Origin of the sequence: Arthrobacter sp. 2MCAF14 (genome assembly GCF_052115645.1) — a bacterium.
In the GTDB taxonomy this organism is placed as follows: Bacteria; Actinomycetota; Actinomycetes; order Actinomycetales; family Micrococcaceae; genus Arthrobacter.
The window spans coordinates 15339-33794 of the sequence record NZ_JBFRHB010000003.1 but is presented as its reverse complement, the minus strand read 5'-3'; the positions used below and the strand labels follow the sequence as shown (position 1 = coordinate 33794).

The following is an 18456-nucleotide window of genomic DNA, read 5'->3' as shown; positions in this document are numbered from 1 at the left end:
TGCCAAAACTCGGCTGAAGGGCAGCGCGATGCGGTTTAGCCCGGATTTTTACTTGGGGCTGGACTTCGATTCGACCTTGACTGCGCCGGAGATGATGTCCTTCTTCAACTGGTCAAGATCGCTCTTCATGTCTGCCGGAACAGCGGAGTCGAGATCGTGGAACGGGGCAAGGGCCACGCCCCCGTTGTCGAGCGTGCCGACGTACGGGCTGGGGTCGAACTTGCCGTCCTTGTCGGCCTTGATGACCGTTTCGACGGCGGTCGCCATGGTCTTCTGGACCGAAGTCAGGATGACCGACTTGTACGCGGGTGCGGTCAGGTAGCCATCCGAGTCGACCCAGATCAGCTTTGCGTCCGTGCCCTTTGCCTTGGCGTCAAGGATCGCACTTCCGGCGCCCGCTCCAACCGGTCCAGCGACGGGAAGGACGACGTCGGCCCCTTGGTCCAGGAATCCCTGGGTGAGGACCTTGCCCTTGTCGACCTGCTTGAAGTCGCCGACGAACGTTCCGTCCTGCTTGTCCTTGTCCCAGCCAAGCAGCTGGACGGACTTGCCCTTCTTCTGGTTGTAGTACTTCACGCCGTCAGAGAAGCCGTCCATGAAGATGCTCACGGTGGGGATGTTGAGGCCACCGAAGGTCGCAACCTTGCCCGTTTTGGAAGTGCCGGCCGCGAGGTACCCGGCCAGGAACGCGGCCTGGGCAGTGTTATAGACAATCGGCTTGACGTTCTTCGGGAAGGTGGGGTCCGAGTAGTCGATGATGGCGAAGTGGCTGTTGGGGTTCGCCGTCGCGATGTTCTTCGTGGCGTCGCCAAGCAGGAAGCCGACCGTAACTGTCAGCTTGCAGCCTTGCTGGACCATGGAACGAAGGTTGGGGTCGTAGTCCGTGTCGGCCTTGGACTGGACGTGCTTCTCCTGGATGCTCAGGTCCTTGGCTGCGGCCTGAAGGCCCTCGTAGCCTGACTGGTTGAACGACTTGTCATCGAAGCCGCCGGAGTCGGACACCATGCATGCGGTGTAGTCCGACTTGGTGGCGCTGCCCGAGCTCGAAGCAGACGGTGCGCTACCGCAGCCTGCCAGCAAAAGTGCAGCGGCCCCCGCAGTTGCGACGCCTGCAAATGAACCGCGCTTTAATGTGGCACGCAGTGATTGCTTCAATTTTCCTCCAGGAAGAAAGTGATTGATGCTACGACAGTTGGTCAATGAGTGTCCGTTTCGAAAACTCGAGTCTGAAATTCTGTTTTCACTGATGCTTCGCAGCACTGCGCCAGGGGCGCACTGATGGCACAACTTTAGTGGGATTGAACACACCCGGGTAACACAAAAGCCCAACAACCCGAAGATTGTTGAGCTTTTGTTACCAAGCAGTAGTGGAACTCCCAGCGAACGGTCCTAGGATGCGATCTCCCGCGGGCGCGAACTGGCAGCAGATGACCCCGAAATCGCTTTTTACGGGCATCTGCCGCCAGTTCGCGCCGCTGCGGAACTAGACTCAGGGCAGGCGGACCAGCATCTTGCCGGTGTTGGCTCCATCCAGGAGGTCGATGAAAGCCTTCGGCGCGTTTTCCAGTCCATCAACGATCGTCTCGTCGTAGCGGACCGTTCCATCGGCCAGCCATCCGGCCATCTTCTGCGCGAACTCGCCGGCGTGCTGTCGCTGGCCGCCCACGAGGAAGCCGCGCAGGGTCAGTTGCTTTCCGATGGCCACGGCCAGGTTCCGCGGGCCCGATGCCGGCTCTGTGGAGTTGTACTGCGAAATGGCGCCGCACATTGCCACGCGGCCACCCACAGTGAGGACGGCGAGGGCAGCCTCGAGGTGCTCGCCGCCCACGTTGTCGAAGTAGACATCGATGCCACGCTCCCCCGCAGCCTCACGAAGTTGCTTCACGACGGGACCGTCGTGGTAGTCGAACGCCGCGTCGAAGCCGAGTTCCAGCAAGCGAGCCACCTTCTCCGGGGAACCCGCGCTGCCGATCACCTTGGAAGCGCCCATGGCCTTGGCGACCTGACCGACGATCGAACCCACTGCGCCTGCGGCACCGGAAACGAAGACGACGTCCCCGGCTTTGAACTCGGCCACCTTGAGCAGCCCGGCATATGCCGTCAGGCCCGTCATGCCAAGTGCTCCGAGGAACGCCGACGTCGGCGCCAGGCCGGCCGGAACCGGCGTCGCGCTTGCAGCATCCACCACCGAGTATTCGCGCCAGCCGAGCTGGTGCACGACGACGTCACCCGCCTTGAGTGCCTCGGAACGGGACGCGATCACCTCACCCACCGCACCGCCGTCGAGCGCAGCGTCGAGTCCGAAAGGTGCCGAATAGGACTTGGTGTCATTCATGCGGCCGCGCATGTAGGGATCGACCGACATGAACTCGTTGCGGACCAGGATCTGGCCGTCCTCCAGCTCCGGCAGATCGGTCTCGGCCAGCCGGAAGTTCTCCTGGACAGGGCGTCCTTGCGGGCGGGATGCCAGCTGGATTTCGCGGGTGCTCTTGGGAAGTGCGGAGCTCATGCTGCCACCTCCACAAGCTTGATGTCGACGGCGATGTTCCCGCGGGTCGCGTTGGAGTAGGGGCAGATCTGATGGGCTTTGGCCACGAGTTGCTCGGCGGTTTCCCTGTCGAGGGCAGGCAGCGCGATCTCAAGCTCCGCGGCGAGGCCGTATCCCTCGCTGCCCTCCAAGGCACCGAAATGGATCTTGGCGGCGACGGCGGAATCAGTCAGATCCACCCGGGCCTTGCGCCCTACCAGCCTGAGTGCCGAGTGGAAGCATGCCGCGTAACCGGCGGCGAAGAGCTGCTCGGGGTTGGTGCCCTGGCCGTTTCCGCCCAGTTCCACCGGGCTGGCGAGAGTGACGTCCAGCTTGCCGTCGTTCGTGCGGGCGCTGCCTTCGCGGCCTTCACCGGAGGCAAGTGCCTCGGCTATGTACAAAGTCTTCACTGTGGTTCCTTTTCCTTGGATGGGATGGACGTGTTGGATGGACGTTTTGAGATGGACGATCAGATGGCTGAATGGAGGGCGGCGGTGAGCCGGCCCAGGGTGTCGTGAAGCTGCGCAAGCTCCGCGGCGCTCAGGCCCGCGGCGTCGGCGAGGCGTTGCGGTACAGCCCCCGCCCTGGCACTGAGGGCCCGCCCGGCGTCGCTCAGGTGGATCTCGACGCGTCGCTCGTCCTCGGCTGAACGCCGGCGCTCCACGAGGCCCAAGGCTTCAAGCCTCTTGAGCAGCGGTGACAGGGTGCCTGAGTCGAGTCCCAGCTCGGTACCCAGTTCCCGGACGCTCCGAGGCTCGTTTTCCCAGAGCACCAACATCACGAGGTACTGCGGATATGTCAGTCCGAGCTCGTCCAGCACCGGCCGGTAGACCGCAGTGGCGGCCTTCGATGCGGAATACAGCGCGAAACAGACCTGGCGGTCGAGGCGGGGGGCTTCACTCATGGAATAACGATAGCCCACAATTCAATTGTGCACAACTAAAATGCCTCCGACAACGCCCGCTCACAAACAACCCCACCCCCAACGACGCCCGCTCACAAACAAGCCCACCCCGGGCAACGCCCGCTCACAAACAAGCCCACCCCGGGCAACGCCCGCTCACAAACAAGCCCACCCCGGGCAACGCCCGCTCAAAACAAGCCCACCCCCAACGACGCCCGCTCACAAACAAGCCGAAACGACGGGATCCTCTTGCAGATGATGATCTGCAAGAGGATCCCCGGCCAGAACCCGGCATAGGTGAGCGAGCGCCCGGCCAGAACCCGGCATAAGTGAGCGAGCGTCCGGCCAGAACCCCGTATTAGTGAGCGAGCGTCCGGCCAGAACCCGGCATAAGTGAGCGAGCGTCGGAGGCTTAGAGATCCCGGATGGTTCGCAGCGCGGCGGCGGCCAGGACCTGGATCGCGAAGCCGAGGGCACGCTCGTCCACAATGAAGTCACCGCGGTGGAGATCGTATTCCTCACCGCCGGGGGTGTGCGTTCCTAGCCGCATCATGGCGCCCGGCAGGTCGGCGAGGAACCAGGCAAAGTCTTCGCCTCCCATGGACTGGGGCGTCAGGACGACGGCGTGCTCGCCGAGTTCCGCACGGGCCGCGGCCTCGATGAGGGCAGTCTCGTGTTCCGAGTTGACGACGGGAGGGACACCGCGGGTGTGCTCAAGGTGCACGTCCACCCCGTACGGCGCGGCAACTTGCTGGACGACGTCGTCGAGCAACTCCCCCGCACTATGCCAAGCGTCCCTGTCGAGGCAACGCATGGTGCCGGCCATATAGCCATTGGCGGGGATGGCGTTGGGTGCCGAACCTGCCGCGATCTGCCCCCACACCACCGAAACGCCGCTGCGCACATCCACGCGACGGGACAGAACGGCCGGGACGTTGACGGCGATTTGGGCTAGCGCGAAGACCAGGTCTTCGGTCAAATGCGGACGCGAAGTATGGCCGCCACGTCCGGTCAGTTCGATTTTGATGGTGTCAGACGCCGAGGTGATGGCACCGATGCGCGTGCCGATCTTGCCGACGTTGATCCGCGGATCACAGTGCAGCGCAAGAATCCGCGGGACACCCTGGAGCACGCCCTGCTCGATGCAGGACAGGGCACCGCCGGGCATGGTTTCCTCTGCCGGCTGGAAGATGATGCGCACCGTGCCGCCCAAGGGGGATTCCTGGTGCATGGCGTGCAGCACCAAGGCAATGCCAAGCATGCTCGTGGTGTGGACGTCATGCCCGCACGCGTGGGTGACACCGTGGTTCTTCGATGCGAACGGAAGCCCGGTCTCTTCGATGATGGGGAGGGCGTCGATGTCGCCGCGGAGGGCCGTCGCGATAGGCCCCTCGCCGACGTCGACCGTCAGCCCCGACCCTTCCAGCCGGCGGGGTTCAAGCCCCGCCGCTTCGAGCCTTTCAACCAACTTGTCCGTGGTGCGAAATTCCTTGAAGGAAAGTTCGGGGTGCGCATGCAGATCCCTCCGGAATTCAAGGAGTTCCGGCAAGAGATCGTCAAGCCATGGCTTCACCACAGGGGTCGGCTCGGTTTCGGTAGTGAAATTGCGCACCTCACAACTCTAGCCATCCGCGCCCTCCGAATAGCGAAAGGGGTCTCTTGGTTACGGACAGTGCCGAAAGGGGGCGCTAGAGAACGTCGGTGTCCCCGCTGGCCTTGAGTGCGTCCACCGCACCCTTGACCCGCTGGGCGTGTTCCTTCGTGGTGACAAGCAAGGCGTCCGGCGTATCAACGATCACGACGTCCTTGATCCCGATAAGGGCGATCACGCGCTTAGTGTCGGAGACAACCACGCCGCTGGCGTTCTCGGTGAAGACACGGGCGCCTTCGCCCAGGACGGTCACCTCATCGACGTCGCCGGCATTGTTGAGTCGACCGATCGCGGCGAAGTCTCCGACGTCGTCCCAGCGGAAGGTACCGGGCACGACGGCGACATCCCCCGCCGCTGCGGCTGGTTCAGCCACGGCATAGTCAATGGCAATCTTCGGCAGCGTGGGCCACACCCGGGCAGTCACTTCGTCGCGTTCCGGCGTGTCCCAGGCCTCGGCAATTTCCTCCAGCCCGGCGAACAGGACCGGCTGGTTTGCCTCCAGGTGCTTGAGCATGAGCGCGACGGGGGCGACGAACATGCCGGCATTCCAGACGTAGTCGCCCGTCTCGAGGTACTTCTTGGCAATGTCCTCGCTCGGCTTCTCGACGAATTCGACCACGGCATGCGCGTTCGGTGCGTCATCGATGTTGAGCAAGTCCCCGGTGCGGATGTAACCGAACCCGGTCGAGGGGTGCGTGGGCTTGATGCCGATAGTGACGATCTTTCCGGCGGCAGCCGTGCGGATTGCCTCGCGGACAGTTTCCTGGAAGAGGTTGTCCGGGCTGATGACATGGTCGGCTGCGAAGGAACCCATGATGGTGTCCGGGTCGCGACGGTAGAGGATGGCGGCGGCGAGGCCGATCGCGGCGCCCGAGTCCTTCGGTTCGCTTTCGAGGACCAGTTCGTCGTCGCCCACTTCGGGAAGCTGGCGGCAGACAGCAACCCGGTGCGCCACACCCGTGACCACCAACACGCGGTTGCCGGCCAATGGTTCGAGGCGGTCGTAGGTAGCCCGTAGAAGGGTGCTTCCCGAACCCGTGAGGTCATGCAGGAATTTGGGCGCAGCTGCGCGCGAAAGCGGCCACAGGCGCGTGCCCACTCCGCCGGCCGGAATAACCGCATGGAAGTGACGCAATGGCGATTCGGGGCTTGCAGCGTTTTCTATACTCACCGCAACACCTTATCCGACACCCGCGCAAGTCCCACTTTGTGGTCTTCGTCTCACCCCCGCGGCGAAAAGACCGGAATTCAGGCGAACACCCGCACTCTCGTTACAAGAAGGGGTGCCTAAATTGAATAAGCTGTGAGCGAAGCCTAGATTTAGGCTGAGCTACGAGTGCTCTCGCGGCTGGCGTTCCCCCCGCATGGATCCCGTGCAAGCGCCGCTGTGTTGCAGGAAGGTTTATTCAGTGCCGACAAAACCAGCTGGCACCTTGTACCGCGGCCGTGAAGGCATGTGGTCCTGGGTTGGACACCGTATTACCGGTGTTGTGATCTTTTTCTTCTTGTTGGTCCATGTGCTGGACACCTCATTGGTGCGTGTGTCCCCGGAGGCCTACACCGCCGTCATCGGCGCCTACAAGAACCCCCTCATGGCCCTGGGCGAGACGGGCCTCGTCGCAGCGATCGTTTTCCACGCCTTCAATGGCCTGCGCGTCATCGCCATTGACTTCTGGAAGAAGGGCGCAAAGTACCAGCGCCAGATGCTGTGGACCGTCCTGGTACTGTGGCTGGTCGTTTTCGGGGCCTTCGCCATCCGCCACCTGTCCCTCGCACTGGGAGGCCACTAAGCCATGAGTACTGACATTCAGACCCCACGCAGTGGAAAAATCGGCAGCGGGAAGATCGCGCCGCAGTACCGTCGCGGCAGCGGTTCCAAGGGGAACTTCGAGATGTTCGCGTGGTTGTTCATGCGGCTCTCCGGCGTCGTGCTCGTGGTCCTGATCTTCGGCCACCTCTTTGTGAACCTCATGGTGGGCGAGGGCATCCACGGCATCGACTTCGGATTCGTGGCCGGCAAGTGGGCCGACCCGTTCTGGCAGTTTTGGGACCTGGCCATGCTGTGGCTCGCCATGCTGCACGGCACCAACGGCGTCCGCACCATCATCAACGACTACGCCGAGAAGGACGCCACCCGCCTCTGGCTCAAGGTGGTCCTTTACGCGGCTACCGTCGTCATCGTCGTTCTTGGCACGCTGGTGATCTTCACGTTCAACCCGTGCCCCGTCGCCAACGGCGTTCAGCTGCCGGGCGGGTTCTGCCCGGCGCCGTAGCGGCTCCGCTGCACCACCGGCTAGTCCGGCTGTGCACAACACGCGGAGCAGGCTCCGCCGACCATCTGACTTAGAGAGAAAGAGCATCTGGTATGCAGGTCCATAAGTACGACGTCGTTATTGTCGGTGCCGGCGGCGCCGGCATGCGCGCCGCGATCGAATCCGGTCAGCGCGCACGCACTGCAGTACTGACCAAGCTCTACCCCACCCGTTCCCACACTGGCGCAGCCCAGGGCGGCATGTGTGCAGCCCTGGCCAACGTCGAAGAGGACAACTGGGAGTGGCACACGTTCGACACCATCAAGGGTGGCGACTACCTGGTTGACCAGGACGCAGCCGAGGTCATGGCGAAGGAAGCCATCGACGCCGTGCTGGACCTGGAGAAGATGGGCTTGCCGTTCAACCGCACGCCCGAAGGCCGCATTGACCAGCGCCGTTTCGGTGGCCACACCCGTGACCACGGCAAGGCTCCGGTCCGCCGCGCCTGCTATGCAGCAGACCGCACTGGCCACATGATCCTGCAGACGCTGTACCAAAACTGCGTGAAGCACAACGTCGAGTTCTACAACGAGTACTACGTCCTGGACCTGCTGACCGTCGAGGAAGACGCCGTCCGCGAAGACGGAACGCCGTACAAGCAGAAGCGCGTAGCCGGCGTCGTGTCCTACGACCTCGCCTCCGGCGAGTTGCACGTTTTCCAGGCCAAGTCCGTGGTGTTCGCCTCCGGCGGCGCGGGCAAGGTCTTCAAGACCACCTCCAACGCCCACACCCTGACCGGTGACGGCATGGGCATCGCCTTCCGCCGCGGAATCCCGCTGGAGGACATGGAATTCTTCCAGTTCCACCCGACCGGTCTCGCCGGCTTGGGCATCCTCCTCTCGGAAGCTGCCCGCGGCGAAGGCGCGATCCTTCGCAACTCCGAGGGTGAGCGTTTCATGGAACGCTACGCCCCCACCATCAAGGACCTCGCTCCCCGCGACATCGTGGCCCGTTCCATGGCAAACGAAGTCCGTGAAGGACGCGGCTGCGGCCCGAACAAGGACTACGTCCTCTTGGACCTGACCCACCTTGAGCCGGCCCACATCGACGCGAAGCTTCCGGACATCACCGAATTCGCGCGCACTTACCTCGGTGTCGAGCCGTACACGGAACCGGTTCCGGTGTTCCCGACGGCGCACTACGCCATGGGCGGCATTCCCACCAACATCACCACCGAGGTCCTGCAGGACAACGACACCATCGTGCCGGGCCTGTACGCAGCCGGCGAGGTTGCTTGTGTCTCGGTCCACGGCTCCAACCGCTTGGGTACCAACTCGCTTCTCGACATCAACGTCTTCGGCAAGCGTGCCGGCATTGCAGCAGCCGAATACGCCAAGACTGCTGACTTCGTGGAGCTCCCGGAAGACCCGGAGGCGTACACGCTGGATCTGCTGAACCACGTCCGCACTTCCGATGGCGGCGAAAGGGTTGCCGCGATCCGCAAGGAACTGCAGGACACCATGGATGCCAACATGCAGGTGTTCCGTACTGCGGACACCCTGAACCAGGTGCTCACGGATATCGCGTCCCTCGAAGGGCGCTACCAGCGCATCAGCGTCCAGGACAAGGGAAAGCGCTTCAACCTTGACTTGCTCGAAGCGGTGGAACTGGGCTTCCTGCTGGAACTGGCCAAAGTCATGACAGTTGCTGCCCTGCACCGCGAGGAGTCCCGTGGAGGCCACTTCCGGGAGGACTTCCCGGAGCGCGACGACGAGAAATTCATGAAGCACTCCATGGCGTATAAGGATGAGCACGCCCCGGCGGACGGATCTGCGGAAGCAATCGCGGGCATCCGACTCGGCACCAAGCCTGTTGTCTTTACGCGCTACGAGCCGATGGTGAGGAAGTACTAAGATGTCTGCTGAACTTGCTGAGCCAGCATCCAAGATCGAGCTGCCCGCGCACATTGGTGGAGGCGGGGAAATCCCCACTTTCAACATCACGCTGCGAGTGCGACGCTACAACCCCGAGGTCTCGGAAGAGCCCGTATGGGAAGACCACCAGCTGACGATGTACGGCACCGACCGCGTGCTGGACGCCCTGCACAAGATCAAGTGGGAGATCGATGGCTCGCTGTCCTTCCGCCGTTCCTGTGCACACGGAGTCTGTGGATCCGACGCCATGCGCATCAACGGCCGTAACCGCCTCGCGTGCAAGACCCTGCTGAAGGACCTGGACACCTCCAAGCCCATCACCGTTGAACCGATCAAGGGCCTCCCGGTGGAGAAGGACCTGATCGTGGACATGGAGCCGTTCTTCCAGTCCTTCCGCGAGGTCATGCCGTTCCTGATCAACAAGGGCCACGAGCCCACCAAGGAACGCCTGCAGTCGGTCGAGGACCGTGAACGGTTCGACGACACCACCAAGTGCATCCTGTGCGCTGCCTGCACGTCGTCCTGCCCCGTGTTCTGGACGGACGGCCAGTACTTCGGCCCGGCCGCCATCGTGAACGCGCACCGCTTCATCTTCGATTCCCGAGACGATGCCGGTGACATGCGCTTGGAGATCCTCAACGACAAGGAAGGCGTGTGGCGCTGCCGCACCACCTTCAACTGCTCGGAGGCTTGCCCGCGTGGCATCCAGGTGACCCAGGCAATCGCCGAGGTCAAGCAGGCCATCCTGGCACGAAAGATCTAGTCCAAAATTTAGAATACGACGACGACGGCGTCCCCTTGGCGGGGTCCGCCGTCGTCGTTGTTTAAGACTCGCTCGCAAAACGAAAGGCGGACAGGGTGTCCAAGTCCACGAAGATCAGTTTCGAAGGCAGTACCGGAGATCTCCTGGCAGGGATCGTGGACGTGCCTGAGGGCACGGTCCGGGGCTGGGGTGTGTTCTCCCATGGTTTGACCCTCGGCAAGGACAGCCCGTCAGCCTCGCGTATCTGCAAGGGCTTGGCGGATCTCGGCGTCGGCATGCTTCGCTTCGACAACCTTGGACTCGGCGACTCCGCTGGCGATTGGTCCGCAGGATCGTTCAGCGTGAAAGTGGCGGACACCATCCGCGCCGCCGGGTTCATGCGTGCCGATGGTAAGGAAATCTCCCTGCTCGTTGGCCACTCCTTCGGCGGGGCCGCTGTGTTGGCCGCCGCCCTCAGCCTCCCCGAGGTGCGGGCCGTTGCGACTGTCGGCGCCCCATTCCAGCCCAGGCATGTGGAGCACATGTTCGACGCCGAAGTCAGCACGATTCTCAGCGAAGGCAGCGCAGAGGTCAATTTGGGCGGCAGGCGCATGGAGGTTCGCCGCCACTTTGTTGAGGACGTGGAGAAGGCCGACCTCAGGGACTGCATCCGCACCCTGCACAGACCACTCATGGTGCTGCACTCCCCCACAGACAACACCGTGGGCATCGACAATGCCAGCGAGATCTTCCAAACGGCACGGCACCCGCGGAGCTTCATTTCGCTCGAAGGCAGTGACCACCTGTTGACGGGCAAGGGACAAGCCGCCCGGGTCGCGGGGATCATCTCGGCCTGGGCCGGGCAGTACCTCGGCGACTAGCGCGAGACCCAGCCCAACTAACTAGCAATTGTTGTCGTTATGAGCGCTCAAAACGACAACAACTTCGAGCTAGTTGCGGCTCTGGATGCCGTCAGGAGCCTTTTGCGTGGAACGTGTGGGGCGAAGGGTGCCGTGATCCGAGGGCCGGCTTGGGGTGCTCATGAGCGCCGGTATCCGCTTCCCTGACGGCCGCCCACGCCCCGGAGACCAAGTAGACCTGGCTGACCAGGTTGAACCAGATGAGAAGCCCGATGATGATGGCGAATGAGGCCAGGATGGGGTTCCGTCCGGCGTTCGCCAGCAATTCCGTGCTGAAGATCTGGAGGATGGTGGTCCCGATGCCGGCCAGCACTGTTCCTTCCACGAACGCTTGGCGGCGAAGTTTCAAGCGGCCTGCGAAGCGGAACATGATCACCGCCGTCGCCCAGTTGAGGACAAGTGGAACTGCCGTGCGAACGAGCCACGTGACGGGGCCGGCAACGGCGTCGGCCAACCCGAGCCGTTCGATGATCCATCCGGCCGCTGTCCCGAACACGAGCGAAACACCGGCGCTGACCACCAAGGCTGCGCCGAGCAGCAGGAGGGTCCCGGCGTCGCGGGCCTTCATCAGCAGGGGGTTCTCTTGCACGGACTCCAGCCCGGAGACTCCGCGAAGTCCCTCCCGGATCCCGGCGATCCAGCCTAGCGCGGTAAAGACCGTGACGACGGCGGCTATGACGGCCGTCCAGCCAAGGCCTGTGGGGTTCAGGAGATCATGCGGATCCACCAGGCCGTTGCCTCCGCTGGTTTTCAGGAGTCCCGGGGCCGCCGTGGAGACGCTCAAGACGATTGAATCAACCAGTTGGGGCTGCCCATTGAGGACCAAGCCGGTCACCGCGAATCCCGTGGCCAGCAGGCCTGTGATGGAGAAGAACATGGTGAAGCCAATGCCGGCGCTCAACAGTGGACCATGGCGCAGGTTGTAGAGATTGAAGGCACGCATCGGCCGGAAGTTGCTCAGCCGGGCGAGGGCCAAGTTGATGAACGCCGGAATCGTGGCGCCCATATTACCTGAGCGCCGGGCCTTTCCCCATTCGACCTGACGGTGAATGAGCTGCAGCTTCAGCTGCGCCCCTTCAGTCGGCAGCGGTGGCCTTTCCGCCTGCTGCCGGTCGTTGTGCTGTGCTTTTCCGTGCTTGGTCTGCGTCGCCGCCAAAGTCGAGCTCTTCCCGTAGCTGCCAAATGCCGTTGTCGTCGTGCTCGTAAAGTCCCATGCTAACCACAGGGAAGGTGGCGCTGTAGTTCTTGAGCACCGTTTCGGCTTCGTCCAGGCTTTCAGGAGCGACGTCGTGGGCTACCGTCACGTGCGGGTGGTAGGGGAAAGGAAGATCGCGTTCGAGGGGGCCGGCCTGCAGTTGTTCGTGCAGGCCCACACACTCCTCGAAACCGTCTTCGACCTTCAGGAACACCACCGGGGATACCGGACGGAAGGAGCCCGTGCCGGAAATCGTGATCTTGAATGGTGCCTGGCGCCGGGCGACATCGCGAACGTGCTCGAGGGTGGCTTCCCAGTCCTGGGCAGGCGTCGTCGTGACGAGGGTGATGTGGGCCGGGATGACTTCCGCCATGGGATCACCGAAGGATGCACGCCATTGCTGCAGTTCCTGGGCGACTTCACGGGGGAAACCCAGGATGACCCCTACGCACATGTTGTCCCCGCACGCGCTGGCAGACTGGTGTGCGCCCGTGGCCGGGCGGGCGTCAGCGGCCTGGCCGGCTCCCCTTGAAAGGGAGCCGGCCTGGACGCTGATCTTGCCAGCTGCGCACATGGTTTTAGCGGATTCCTTGTGCTCCGCCGTAAGGCAGGAAGCCCACCTTGGCGTAGACGTCGGCGAGCGTGGCCGAGGCGATCTCGCGGGCCTTGTCCGCCCCGTGGGCGAGGAGCCGGTCGAGCTCGGCCGGATCGGCCAGCAGCTCGTTGGCGCGGTCCCGGATTGGCCCGAGATGGGCCGCAACGAGTTCAGCGAGGTCGACCTTCAGGTGGCCGTACATCTTGCCTTCGTAGTCCGCGACGATCTTCTCCACCGGCTGGCCGCTGATGGACGAGTAGATGCTCAGGAGGTTGGACACCCCGGGCTTGGCTTCGCGATCGAAGCGGATTTCCGTCTCGGTGTCCGTGACGGCCGACTTGATGCGTTTGGCCGTGACCTTTGGGTCATCGAGAAGGTTGATCAACCCGGCCGGCGACTCCGCGGACTTGGACATCTTCGCCGTGGGGTTCTGGAGATCGTAGATCTTGGCCGTTTCCTTCTGTATGAAGGCCTGCGGCACCTGGAACGTCTCACCGTACCGGCTGTTGAAGCGCTGGGCCAGGTCGCGGCTGAGTTCAATGTGCTGCCGCTGGTCTTCGCCCACGGGCACCCCGTGCGGCTGGTACAGCAGGATGTCGGCTGCCTGCAGGATCGGGTACGTGAAGAGCCCGACGCTCGCGTGGTCGGAGCCGTGTTGCAGCGACTTGTCCTTGAACTGGATCATGCGCGAGGCTTCGCCGAAGCCGGTGATGCAGCCCAGGACCCACGCCAGCTGGGCGTGCTCAGGAACCTGGGACTGGACGAACAGCGTGCACTTGTCCACGTCTACGCCGCCGGCAATGTACTGCGCAGCGGTGACGCGTGTCCGGCGGGCCAGCTCGGCGGGATCCTGCGGCACCGTAATGGCATGCAGGTCCGGGATGAAGAAGATGGCGTCATACTCGTCCTGCATACGGACCCAGTTGACCAGGGCACCAAGGTAGTTGCCCAAGTGGAGGGAGTCGGCAGAGGGCTGCATGCCGGACAGCACACGGTGCTTTGCCCCGGCGGCCAGTTTGGTGGATGTTGCTTTGGCTGCGGCTGCAGCGGGTTCAGTCGTGGTGGAACTGGTCATGAGGAAACTTTCGAAAGCCTAGAGCTGGTAGTCGACTACCAGCGGTGCGTGGTCGGAGAAACGGGTGTCCCACGACGGCGCCCGGTCAACGACGGCCGAAAGAGCGGCTGCCGCGAGTCCAGGAGTGGCCATGTGGTAGTCGATGCGCCAGCCTGTGTCAGTGTCAAAGGCCTTACCGCGCTGGGACCACCAGGTGTAGGGGCCATCGACATTTCCTGCCAGGCCCCTGTGGACATCCCTCCATCCGATCTCGTCGCCGAAGAAGCGGTCGAAGTACGCGCGCTCCTCAGGAAGGAAACCGGCTCGCTTGGTGTTGCCCTTCCAATTCTTGATGTCGAGCTCGGTGTGGCCCACATTGAGGTCGCCCACCACCAGGGCATGCTCACTGTGCTTGGCAAGCTCCGGAAGCCTCGTGGTCATGACGTCCAGGAAGCGGTACTTGTCCACCTGCTTGGGCGTGTCCGCTTCGCCGGAGTGCACGTAGGCGCTGACCACCGTCAGGGTAGTGTCCTTGCCGCCGCCGTCCCGCACGACGTAGTCTGCCTCGACCCAGCGTCCGGTGGTGGCGAAATAGTCGTCGCCGATACCCACGCGGGTGGCAACTGGTTCCTGCCTGGAGGCAATCGCAACGCCGGCGCGGCCCTTGGCCTCGGCTTCGGCGTGCAGGATGTACCAGCCTTCGCCGATGAGCGGGTGGACCACCTCATCGGGCGCGCGGACTTCCTGCAGACACAGGATGTCGACGTCGCGCGGTTCCAGCCACTCCGCCATGCCCTTCTTGTAGGCGGCACGAATGCCGTTGACGTTGACCGTTGCGATGCGAAGGAAGTCCTTCTTCAATGCCGAGCTCACCCCGCCTACTCTAGTCGATGATGGTGCCCGAGACGGGCTCGTCGCCGCCGCCGGAGGACTTGATCATGTCCCGGGCATTGCTCGACGTGATGGCGATGGTCTCCAAGGCACGGTTGATGGTGTCCTGATCGGCGGCGTCGCCCTTGGCTCGTTCGTCCTCCACCACGCGTACTTGCACCTGGACGATCTTGAAGGAGTGGTCCAATTTGAGGTCCCGGATTTCATCCGCTTCGTTCCGTTCCGAGACCACCCGGGTGCCACCGTGGTTGGCGCTCGACGACGACGGCGCGCGGCCGGTTGCCGCGTTGAAAGCGTTCTGGGCTTCGGTGAGTTTTTCACCGGCCCGCCTGGCAGCCTTCTGGATGCTGAAGACCACAAAGGCGGCGAGCGCGAGCCAGCCGAAGGAGACAACGGCGACGATCCAACCGACGACGTCGTTATGGTTGGCGGCGAAGATCACGGCCACCAGGAAGGCGATGAGCACCACTGTCATGCCCAGTCCACCGATGCGGAAGCCTTTGAACGGGCTCTTGGCGGAAGCGGACGAGGGAACAGATGACGGGGAGTCGCCGAGGGATCGCATGCACCCATTGTCGCAAACTCCGCGCGGCGAACCGCTCGCTTCCACCCCCGGCGAACAGCCTGCCCGGCTATTTCAGGAAGAGCTTGCGCAACCTTCCGGTAGTGAGCGTGATGCCGAGGGCGATCATCACGAGGTAGTAGGCGATATGGACTGCCGTGGCCGGGCTGAAGGAACCGATGCTGATCTGCCGCAGGAGTTCCACGCCGTGCCATAGCGGCATCGCTTGAATGAGCCACTGGATGTATTGCGGATAGACGCTCAGCGGGTAGAAGGTGGCGCTGAAAAGGAACATGGGCAGCATGAAGAAGTTGATCCAGTCCATCTGTTGGAAAGTCTTCATGAAGCTGGTGATGCCCATGCCGAAACTCGCAAAGCCAAAAGCGATCAGTACTGAGGCCGGGATGACGAGGATGGCCCATGGCGTGGTGATCAGTCCCATGACTGCCATGACGGCCGTGAACCCCGTGGCGTACAGGAGTCCGCGCAGCAGGGCCAGGAAGATCTCCCCGATGGCTACGTCCAACGGTCCAAGGGAGGTGTAGAGCATTCCCTGGTACAGCTTGGCGAAGTTCATCTTGAAGAAGACGTTCCAGGTGGAGTCATAGACGGCGCCGTTCATGGCGGACACGGCCAGGAGCGCGGGAGCGATGTAGGCCGCGTAACTGATTTCCTGGCCGCCCGGTCCCGCCACGGTGCCCACTATGGGCCCGAGTCCCACGCCCATGGAAATCAGGTACAGCACCGGCTCGAAGAATCCGGATACAAGGATCAACCAGGTGCTGCTTTTCGCTGCCATGAGGCCACGGGATACAACAGCAAGCGCGTTGCGGGAGTACAGCGGGCCGAAGGTACGCTCACGGGCAGCGTCAGTGGCGCTGTGGCCCCCGGTAAGAACGCTCATGCCCCCATCCTCCTGACGAACTGGCGCCGCGTCAGCGTCCAACCTGCAGCGGCGGCGCCCACAAGGAACACGACGTGGGTCAGGGTCAACAAGGGATTTTCCTCGAGTCCATAGGTGAAGACGCGGCCGAGTTGCGTTCCGTGCCACACCGGGGAGATCCAGCCGATCCAGCGCACCCCAAGAGGCAGCGAATCCAGCGGGAAGAAGGTGCCCGAAAACAGGAACAGCGGCACCACGATGAATCGCTGCACCAACGCGAACTGGCCGGAGTCTTTGGTGATGCTTGAGGCATAGGCCATGAGCGGCAGCCCGAAGGACAAACCGGCCACCGTGGCAACTATCGCCGACACCCAGCCCCACGGACTCGGCGAGGCACCGAACATGGCCACGATGGCGAAGTACACCACTGATTGCACGAGGAACTTCAAGGCACTGGCCATGATGTGGCCCGCGGCGATCTGCTGCGGTACCAGCGGTGAGGCGTGCGGGCCATAGAACACGCGGCGCCATTTGAAGCCGTCCATGATCGGGTAGGAAAAGTCCCCCGACGCCGTCATGACCGCGGATGAGACCAAAAGTGCCGGCGCAATGAAGGTCAGATAATTCACGCCACCGAACACCGCCGCGCTGTTCGCATCCACCAGGCTCGCCAGCCCGACGCCCATCGCGAACAGGTACGCCACGGGCTGCCCCACGCTGTACAGGAAGACGGACCAGCCGTAGCCGCGCATCACTCTCAGCACCTGCTCGGCGTAGAAGAAGGATCCCCAGCGCTTCGCCCGGCTGGCGGAAACGGCCGGCGAGTGGGCGCTAGTCAACGAGGCTCCGTCCGGTCAGCCGGAGGAAGACGTCCTCCAGCGAAGAACGCCGCACGAGCGAAGTGAGGGGACGGAGCCGGCGCGCGGAGACTTGCTCCAAGGCCGATTCGCCGTCGTTCGCGTAGATGAGCACCCGGTCCGGAAGCGTCTCGACGCGTTCGCCGATGCCCGCGAGTTCGACGCCGATGGTGGCGTTGCGTTCAGAGCCGAAGCGGAGTTCCAGCACCTCGCGTGTGGAGTATTCGCGGATCAGGCTGGCGGGCGAGCCTTCGGCCATGATCCGGCCTTTGTCCACCACGATCAGCCGGTCGCAAAGCTGTTCGGCCTCGTCCATGTAGTGGGTAGTGAGGATCAGCGTGACGCCTTGTTCCTTGAGCCGGAACAGCCTGTCCCAGAGGATGTGCCGGGCCTGCGGGTCCAGTCCCGTAGTGGGCTCGTCCAGGAGCAGGATCTTGGGCTCGTTGATGAGCGAGCGGGCAATCGTGAGACGCCGTTTCATGCCGCCCGAGAGGGCATCGACCCTGGACTTGGCTTTGTCTGTCAGTTGGGCGAACTCAAGCAGTTCGTCGGCCTTGGGACGCAAGTAGCTCAGCGGCAAGCCGAAGTAGCGGCCATAGACAATCAGGTTTTCGCGGACCTTCAGTTCCTCGTCCAGGTTGTCCTGCTGCGGCACCACCCCGAGATGCGCACGCACTTCCGGCCCATGGGTTTCCGGGTCCAAGCCCATGATGCTGAGCTTCCCGGACGTACGCTGGGAAACTCCGCCGATCATTTTCATGGTGGTCGATTTGCCTGCGCCGTTCGGGCCAAGCAGGCCGAAGGACTCCCCCGCCGGAACCTCGAACGAGATACCGTCGACGGCGGTGAGCTCGCCGTAGCTCTTGGTGAGGTTTTCGGCTGTGATGACTGCGGGTGGGTTCATCTGGAAGCTGGCTGACGTGGAGAAAGAGCGGGTGGCTTCATTGTGCACCCCAGCAGACTAGTAGAGCCAAGGAATACGTGAAAGAGGTATTCCGCAATTTTCTGGATTAAACCTCTGGACCCTGAGCGGCATTCTGCTTGATCACTCCGCGCCTCAGGCCCTGGAACCGCGTGATTCCAAGGCCCGATGGTTTATCCAGACGAGTGATCCAGCAGAATCCGCCGGTTCCTCACTTCGTCGGATGCGTACGCAGCACTTCCAAGCGCTGGCGGTACTCGGTCTCGTCGATTTCCCCGCGTGCGTAGCGCTCCCTCAGCACGCTTTCGGCGCCCTGGGTTGCTGCCCAGTAGTGGTTCCGGCGCCACATCCGGCGGCCGAAGAAGATGAAGCAACCGATGACCAGGAACCAAAACAGCGGGATCAGGAGGAAAAACGGCCAGAAGACGAATCCGTCCCCCGGTCCATGGACGACGTCGGCGGGAAGCTGCGCGGCCGCGGCGCCGATGGTGGTACTCAGTGATGTCAACATGTCCAGTCCAAACTCTCAACAGGCCGTATCTCGGCTCTGGTTCCAGTCTGGTTTTT

20 protein-coding genes are annotated in these 18456 nt (G+C 63.0%); 5 read left to right on the top strand and 15 right to left on the bottom strand.

The window, feature by feature from the left end:
- Window positions 1–48: 48 nt before the first annotated feature.
- From AB4074_RS03785 to AB4074_RS03760, 6 genes are all read right to left on the bottom strand, one after another.
- On the bottom strand, window positions 49–1155 hold the full coding sequence (locus tag AB4074_RS03785) for a BMP family lipoprotein (protein ID WP_236816176.1): 1107 nt from the start codon (window positions 1153–1155) through the stop codon (window positions 49–51).
- Window positions 1156–1489: 334 nt separating this feature from the next.
- Window positions 1490–2509, bottom strand: coding sequence for an NADP-dependent oxidoreductase (locus AB4074_RS03780; protein WP_441412171.1), 1020 nt, complete (start codon window positions 2507–2509; stop codon window positions 1490–1492).
- A complete protein-coding gene (locus AB4074_RS03775; RefSeq protein ID WP_441412170.1) occupies window positions 2506–2937 on the bottom strand; it encodes an organic hydroperoxide resistance protein in 432 nt (143 codons plus the stop codon). Before AB4074_RS03775 ends, AB4074_RS03780 begins: the two co-directional genes overlap by 4 nt.
- Before the next feature lie 59 nt (window positions 2938–2996).
- Complete coding sequence (locus AB4074_RS03770; protein ID WP_437772859.1) at window positions 2997–3431, bottom strand: MarR family winged helix-turn-helix transcriptional regulator; 435 nt, start codon at window positions 3429–3431, stop codon at window positions 2997–2999.
- 412 nt (window positions 3432–3843) lie between these two features.
- On the bottom strand, window positions 3844–5043 hold the full coding sequence (locus AB4074_RS03765) for an amidohydrolase (RefSeq protein WP_345450094.1): 1200 nt from the start codon (window positions 5041–5043) through the stop codon (window positions 3844–3846).
- Between the two features lie 76 nt (window positions 5044–5119).
- The gene (locus AB4074_RS03760) at window positions 5120–6253 is read right to left on the bottom strand and encodes a mannose-1-phosphate guanylyltransferase (protein WP_441412169.1); all 1134 of its coding nucleotides are present in this window, start codon (window positions 6251–6253) and stop codon (window positions 5120–5122) included.
- Window positions 6254–6491: 238 nt separating this feature from the next.
- Between AB4074_RS03760 and sdhC the strand changes: the two genes are divergently transcribed.
- The 5 genes from sdhC (at window position 6492) to AB4074_RS03735 (ending at window position 10891) form a co-directional block, all read left to right on the top strand.
- The gene (sdhC, locus tag AB4074_RS03755) at window positions 6492–6872 is read left to right on the top strand and encodes a succinate dehydrogenase, cytochrome b556 subunit (protein WP_078105987.1); all 381 of its coding nucleotides are present in this window, start codon (window positions 6492–6494) and stop codon (window positions 6870–6872) included.
- A 3-nt stretch (window positions 6873–6875) separates the two neighbouring features.
- Entirely contained in the window at window positions 6876–7355 is a 480-nt protein-coding gene (locus AB4074_RS03750) for a succinate dehydrogenase hydrophobic membrane anchor subunit (protein ID WP_441412168.1), read from the top strand.
- 92 nt (window positions 7356–7447) lie between these two features.
- A complete protein-coding gene (gene sdhA / locus AB4074_RS03745) occupies window positions 7448–9247 on the top strand; it encodes a succinate dehydrogenase flavoprotein subunit (protein WP_441412167.1) in 1800 nt (599 codons plus the stop codon).
- A 1-nt stretch (window position 9248) separates the two neighbouring features.
- Window positions 9249–10031, top strand: a complete 783-nt coding sequence (locus tag AB4074_RS03740) for a succinate dehydrogenase iron-sulfur subunit (protein ID WP_078105990.1) — start codon at window positions 9249–9251, stop codon at window positions 10029–10031.
- Window positions 10032–10126: 95 nt separating this feature from the next.
- Window positions 10127–10891, top strand: a complete 765-nt coding sequence (locus tag AB4074_RS03735) for an alpha/beta hydrolase family protein (RefSeq protein ID WP_441412166.1) — start codon at window positions 10127–10129, stop codon at window positions 10889–10891.
- 91 nt (window positions 10892–10982) lie between these two features.
- Here AB4074_RS03735 and AB4074_RS03730 read toward each other — a convergent pair whose 3' ends face one another.
- From AB4074_RS03730 to AB4074_RS03690, 9 genes are all read right to left on the bottom strand, one after another.
- Window positions 10983–11936 (bottom strand): YihY/virulence factor BrkB family protein, encoded by a 954-nt coding sequence (locus AB4074_RS03730; protein WP_441412165.1) that lies wholly within the window; start codon window positions 11934–11936, stop codon window positions 10983–10985.
- Between the two features lie 70 nt (window positions 11937–12006).
- Complete coding sequence (locus AB4074_RS03725; protein ID WP_441412164.1) at window positions 12007–12699, bottom strand: 2'-5' RNA ligase family protein; 693 nt, start codon at window positions 12697–12699, stop codon at window positions 12007–12009.
- A gap of 4 nt (window positions 12700–12703) precedes the next feature.
- Window positions 12704–13795 carry a tryptophan--tRNA ligase gene (gene trpS, locus AB4074_RS03720; protein WP_441412163.1) on the bottom strand — a complete coding sequence of 364 codons (1092 nt, stop codon included), beginning with the start codon at window positions 13793–13795 and terminating at the stop codon, window positions 12704–12706.
- 18 nt (window positions 13796–13813) lie between these two features.
- Complete coding sequence (locus AB4074_RS03715; protein WP_441412162.1) at window positions 13814–14647, bottom strand: exodeoxyribonuclease III; 834 nt, start codon at window positions 14645–14647, stop codon at window positions 13814–13816.
- A gap of 10 nt (window positions 14648–14657) precedes the next feature.
- Entirely contained in the window at window positions 14658–15230 is a 573-nt protein-coding gene (locus AB4074_RS03710) for a hypothetical protein (protein ID WP_441412161.1), read from the bottom strand.
- A gap of 67 nt (window positions 15231–15297) precedes the next feature.
- Entirely contained in the window at window positions 15298–16131 is an 834-nt protein-coding gene (locus AB4074_RS03705) for an ABC transporter permease (RefSeq protein ID WP_234751259.1), read from the bottom strand.
- The gene (locus AB4074_RS03700; protein ID WP_441412160.1) at window positions 16128–16949 is read right to left on the bottom strand and encodes an ABC transporter permease; all 822 of its coding nucleotides are present in this window, start codon (window positions 16947–16949) and stop codon (window positions 16128–16130) included. The genes AB4074_RS03705 and AB4074_RS03700 overlap by 4 nt, the downstream gene beginning before the upstream one ends.
- A complete protein-coding gene (locus tag AB4074_RS03695) occupies window positions 16942–17871 on the bottom strand; it encodes an ABC transporter ATP-binding protein (protein WP_437773973.1) in 930 nt (309 codons plus the stop codon). The genes AB4074_RS03700 and AB4074_RS03695 overlap by 8 nt, the downstream gene beginning before the upstream one ends.
- Window positions 17872–18100: 229 nt before the next feature.
- Window positions 18101–18400: an SHOCT domain-containing protein gene (locus tag AB4074_RS03690; protein ID WP_441412159.1), complete on the bottom strand. Its 300-nt coding sequence runs from the start codon at window positions 18398–18400 to the stop codon at window positions 18101–18103.
- Between the last annotated feature and the right edge of the window lie 56 nt (window positions 18401–18456).

Coding starts and splice junctions, on each gene's coding strand:
- AB4074_RS03730 (WP_441412165.1), bottom strand. CDS start 11,936: ATGGGCGCCACGATTCCGGCGTTCATCAACTTGGCCCTCGCCCGGCTG.
- trpS (WP_441412163.1), bottom strand. CDS start 13,795: ATGACCAGTTCCACCACGACTGAACCCGCTGCAGCCGCAGCCAAAGCA.
- AB4074_RS03750 (WP_441412168.1), top strand. CDS start 6,876: ATGAGTACTGACATTCAGACCCCACGCAGTGGAAAAATCGGCAGCGGG.
- AB4074_RS03705 (WP_234751259.1), bottom strand. CDS start 16,131: ATGAGCGTTCTTACCGGGGGCCACAGCGCCACTGACGCTGCCCGTGAG.
- AB4074_RS03780 (WP_441412171.1), bottom strand. CDS start 2,509: ATGAGCTCCGCACTTCCCAAGAGCACCCGCGAAATCCAGCTGGCATCC.
- sdhA (WP_441412167.1), top strand. CDS start 7,448: ATGCAGGTCCATAAGTACGACGTCGTTATTGTCGGTGCCGGCGGCGCC.
- AB4074_RS03770 (WP_437772859.1), bottom strand. CDS start 3,431: ATGAGTGAAGCCCCCCGCCTCGACCGCCAGGTCTGTTTCGCGCTGTAT.
- AB4074_RS03725 (WP_441412164.1), bottom strand. CDS start 12,699: ATGTGCGCAGCTGGCAAGATCAGCGTCCAGGCCGGCTCCCTTTCAAGG.
- AB4074_RS03695 (WP_437773973.1), bottom strand. CDS start 17,871: ATGAACCCACCCGCAGTCATCACAGCCGAAAACCTCACCAAGAGCTAC.
- AB4074_RS03740 (WP_078105990.1), top strand. CDS start 9,249: ATGTCTGCTGAACTTGCTGAGCCAGCATCCAAGATCGAGCTGCCCGCG.
- AB4074_RS03690 (WP_441412159.1), bottom strand. CDS start 18,400: ATGTTGACATCACTGAGTACCACCATCGGCGCCGCGGCCGCGCAGCTT.
- AB4074_RS03710 (WP_441412161.1), bottom strand. CDS start 15,230: ATGCGATCCCTCGGCGACTCCCCGTCATCTGTTCCCTCGTCCGCTTCC.